This is a genomic window from Vibrio sp. S234-5 (genome assembly GCF_000960595.1).
Taxonomy (GTDB): Bacteria; Pseudomonadota; Gammaproteobacteria; order Enterobacterales; family Vibrionaceae; genus Vibrio.
On record NZ_JZAM01000267.1, the window covers coordinates 1 to 3,226 of the forward strand.

General features: G+C 48.7%; 3 protein-coding genes and 1 pseudogene. 2 read left to right on the forward strand and 2 right to left on the reverse strand.

Features of this window, described 5'->3' with window-relative positions:
- Positions 1-178: 178 nt before the first annotated feature.
- Together istB and istA are read right to left on the reverse strand one after the other, a co-directional pair.
- Positions 179-919: an IS21-like element ISVch3 family helper ATPase IstB gene (gene istB / locus UF06_RS16705; RefSeq protein WP_045571444.1), complete on the reverse strand. Its 741-nt coding sequence runs from the start codon at positions 917-919 to the stop codon at positions 179-181.
- 10 nt (positions 920-929) lie between these two features.
- Positions 930-2,462, reverse strand: a complete 1,533-nt coding sequence (gene istA, locus UF06_RS16710) for an IS21 family transposase (protein ID WP_045571445.1) — start codon at positions 2,460-2,462, stop codon at positions 930-932.
- Positions 2,463-2,639: 177 nt separating this feature from the next.
- Here istA and UF06_RS24780 point away from each other — a divergent pair, with 177 nt between their 5' ends.
- Complete coding sequence (locus UF06_RS24780; protein WP_277914546.1) at positions 2,640-2,894, forward strand: hypothetical protein; 255 nt, start codon at positions 2,640-2,642, stop codon at positions 2,892-2,894.
- Positions 2,895-3,040: 146 nt separating this feature from the next.
- Positions 3,041-3,226: pseudogene (locus UF06_RS27205) on the forward strand (hypothetical protein); the annotation flags it as partial.

Consider the following 3,226-nt stretch of genomic DNA (forward strand, 5'->3'; position numbering starts at 1 on the left):
CGATGAGACCAATTATATGGTGGTAACAGCCAAGTTTGGCCTTTCGTTTTCACATCAATTGGAACTGGATTGGCTGGCATAGTTATCTCCTTAAAAATCTAGGCGACAACTATGCTGACACAGGGGGTTTCGGTTTATTCCGATCACTTGATCCTGCCGTTTTTCTCTCTTCCTATTTTTACTCTAAGTGATCGGATTGCGCCAGTTTTCTCATTGACTCACCTCCCAGTTCTATTCGATGACTATTGTGAACGAGACGATCCATGAGAGCGTCAGCGACGGTGGCGTTGCCGATCATGTTGTACCACTCCTTTACGGGTAGTTGACTGATGACGATTGTGCTGCTGTTTTGGTAACGGTCTTCCAGCACTTCTAACAAGTGACCCGCATGCTCTTGAGTCAGTTTTTCCATCCCCCAGTCGTCGAGGATAAGCAGTGCTTTTTTAGCGAGGGATTGAAGTTGCTTTTGATAGCTACCATCCAGACGACCTGCGGTCAGGTCATCGAGCAAGCGAGTTAATCGGTAGTATCTGACGGTTTGCTGTTGGTCGCAGGCGCTGGTTGCCAGAGCGCAGCCAAGATAGGTTTTGCCTGCACCTGTTGGGCCTGTGATCAAGATGTTCTGGTGCTTGTGCAGATAACTCCCCGTCAGAAGTTCGCTCATCTGTTTGCGGTTGAGGTTTCGCCCCTCCTTGTAGATGAGTTGGCTCGGCTGAGCATCCAGTCTCAGCTTGGCTTGTCGTTTTAAGCGTTGGATTTTGCTCTGATTACGGTTCAAGATTTCACTCTCCAGGAGCAAGCTTAACCGCTCCTCGAAGTCCAGCTCTGCGTAGGTGGTCAGTTGCTCTTGTTGCTGCTCTAACGCTTTCGCCGCATGACTTAAGCGCAGAGTTTTGAGTTGGTCGTTCAGTGCGTTCATATCCTTTCTCCTAATGATAACAGTTCGGGCCACGAACATTGCTGTGAACAAGGTTCGGTGTGCTTGAGGTGTCTTTGCTCAGTTGCCCCTCGCGATTGTTTTTCAGCAGGTTATTGATGAAGGTGTAGTTCGGTTTTGTCAGCATCAGCGCATCTTTACAGGCCTGCTCTAAGCGCGACTCGCCATGGGTTTTACTCAGGTTGAGTAACCCCAGACAGGAACGATAGGCCTGCTCTGGATGAGGTTTGGCGTTCAGCATCTTATTGACGACTTCTCGTGTGGCTGGGCCGATATTGGCTCCCCAGTTGAGCAGGCGTCCAGGCGACCACTTCTGATGTTGATGATGACTCGGCATGTGCTCTGGTTGGGTGCTGTTTCCGCGCTCTCTTTGACTGCGTGGGTGTTGAGCGACCAAGTTACCTTGGTGGTAGATCTGCACCAGACGGTTGGAGGCTTCCAGCTCGACATGGTGACCCACCAGTTGATGGGGAACCGAGTAGTAGTGACGGTGATATTCGATGTGATAATCAGGCCCAACCTTAGCTCGTCTCGTTTCGGTATAGAGGTATCGCTGCTTGGGCAGCGGCTTTAATGCAGGTTTATCGAGTTTCTCGAACAGCGCTTTGCGACTCGCGCCATACTGTTTCATCTCACGTTGGTTTAACTCATCCATCAGTGTTCGGATAGCGAGATTCAGCTCTTTGAAGGTATAGAAGGTTTGGTGGCGTAGCCGCATCATGATCCAGCGTTCGACGAGGAGCACCGCATTCTCCGCCTTGGCTTTGTCTTTCGGTTTGTAAGGGCGGGCTGGCATTACGGCGGTTTGATAGTGATTCGCCAGTTTCTGATAGCTGTCGTTCAGTCTCGGCTCATAACGATTCGCTTTGGTGACTGCGCTACGTAGATTATCAGGGACCAAGAGATGGGGTACGCCACCGAAGTGCTCGAAGGCATTGGCATGCGCCTCTAACCAGTAAGACTTTCCTTGGCTGGGGAAGGCTTCCACATAAGTGTAGTTGGACGCGCCTAAGCTTGCTACGAACACTTCTGCTTCGCGCACTTCGCCTGTGTCAGGATTGACTACCTGAAGCCGAGGCCCACAGTAATCGATAAACAGCTTATCACCTGCCACATGGAGCTGACGCATACTGCGCTTTTGAGTTTTGAACCAACGAGTGAAGTATTCACAGAACTGAGTGTAAGCGTAGGCTTGCTCTTGATATTGCTCATGATATTCCTGCCAGAGCAGCATCTTCGTCATGCCTTTGCGTCTGAGTTCGACAGCGTATTGCGTAAAGTCTGGCATCACCTTATCGCGACAGGCTTTCTTGCCGTGATACAACACCTGAGTGAGTTCTGTGTCACTGCAACCTTCGGGTAGAGGCCAGCCAAGTTGGCTTTGTTTAAAGCGAGTGAGGAGTTCCGAGATGGTGGACGGCCCGAGTTTCAGGCAAGAAGCGATGCTGCGGTTTGAGAGACCGCAGTCGTACTTAAGGCGTAATACCTCTTTGATTTTGTTCATTGGAGTTCTCTTTTTGGCCATGGTCGCTTCCTTACGTTCTTGTTTAAGAAGTAAAGAATAGCGAGCTATTGATTTAAAAGAGAAAAAGGAAGGATTTCGGGCATTCCGATCGCGGTTTTCGCTATTCCGATCACCGATTTCGGAGTTAGGCTAAAAGTGATCGGATAATCGCGGAAACGAGCGATCGCAATCACCGAAATACGCAACGCGCTTTTTAAGCTTCTCGAAAATTTCAAAGTTGTTTGTGTAAAAGTGCAATGTAGCTTAGAGGTTTGTATGGCTCGCGAGATTGCTCGTGGTGATAGAGCAATTGGTTTGGCAGAGTGGGAGTATCCACTTGTACATAATCATATGACTTATGATGTAACGGTAGATACGAGTAATGTCTCACCAAAAGTGGCGGCAAGGGAACTGGCTCAGAAACTTGGTCTTCTGGTAGTGCAAGAGGCATAACAAAGCGTTAAAGAGGGACTTGGCACGCGTGGCATTTTCAGTTTGCGGTAAGTTTAGTGGTTAAGGTGTGATGCGGTCACTTTTGTATTGCGTGCCTGCGCCCCTTAACGCGGCGTTATGTTTTCGGGATAACTTGAGGAAAAGAGATGGATTTCATTTGGTTGGTTTTAGCTTTTGGCGCGGCTGCAATATTCTACTATTTTGCATCATATTCGAAGCCACAGGATGATGATTGGCACAAATTGCCGACACTTGAGAATTATTTGATAAAGCATCCTGAATGTAAAACAGCAGATCCAGAAAGTGCTAAATGCTTTAGTTGTGGTTCAGAC

Excerpts from the sequence above, each read along its gene's own strand:
- istB (WP_045571444.1), bottom strand. The coding sequence starts at position 919 with ATGAACGCACTGAACGACCAACTCAAAACTCTGCGCTTAAGTCATGCG.
- istA (WP_045571445.1), bottom strand. The coding sequence starts at position 2,462 with ATGGCCAAAAAGAGAACTCCAATGAACAAAATCAAAGAGGTATTACGC.